Source organism: Paraburkholderia sp. BR13439 (assembly GCF_040948805.1).
In the GTDB taxonomy this organism is placed as follows: Bacteria; Pseudomonadota; Gammaproteobacteria; order Burkholderiales; family Burkholderiaceae; genus Paraburkholderia; species Paraburkholderia youngii.
The window spans coordinates 1-536 of sequence record NZ_JBFPKN010000144.1 but is presented as its reverse complement, the minus strand read 5'-3'; the positions used below and the strand labels follow the sequence as shown (position 1 = coordinate 536).

1 pseudogene is annotated in these 536 nt (G+C 62.3%); it reads left to right on the top strand.

The window, feature by feature from the left end:
- Positions 1 to 489: pseudogene (locus tag AB3X96_RS42595) on the top strand (transposase); the annotation flags it as partial.
- Positions 490 to 536 lie beyond the last annotated feature (47 nt).

Genomic DNA, 536 nt, shown 5'->3' with positions numbered 1-536 from the left:
ACTGGAACTGCAGCAACGGCTGCTGCGCGAATGCGAACGACTGGCGCTCGTCGAGCAGCAACTGGCGACACTGGAGAAGGAGCGGCTCGAGAGTCTCCCCGAGTCCGCGCGCGAGCGAATCGATCGCACGCCTCACACGCCTGAGCGGCATTGGGGCCGTTGGTGGCTCGCGACTGGCACTGGAGCTGTTCTGGCGGCAGTTTAGCAACCGTCGCCAGGTCGGCGCTTGCGTGGGCCTCGCGCCTCAGCCTTACGACAGTGGTGAGAGCCAGGTCGACCAGGGCGTCAGCAAGCAAGGCAATCGGCGAGTGCGGGCACTACTGATCGAGATGGCATGGTCGTGGATCCGTTACCAGCCAGACAGCGTCCTGACGCATTGGTTCTCGCAGCGAACAGCAGGCACGGGTCCCAATCGTCGCGGTCGCACGACGTCTCGCGATTGCACTATGGCGGTACTTAAAGGACGGCGTAGTTCCCGAAGGAGCATGATTGAAGCACCGTAGATCAGTAGCGCGAACGATAAATCTGTAACGCGG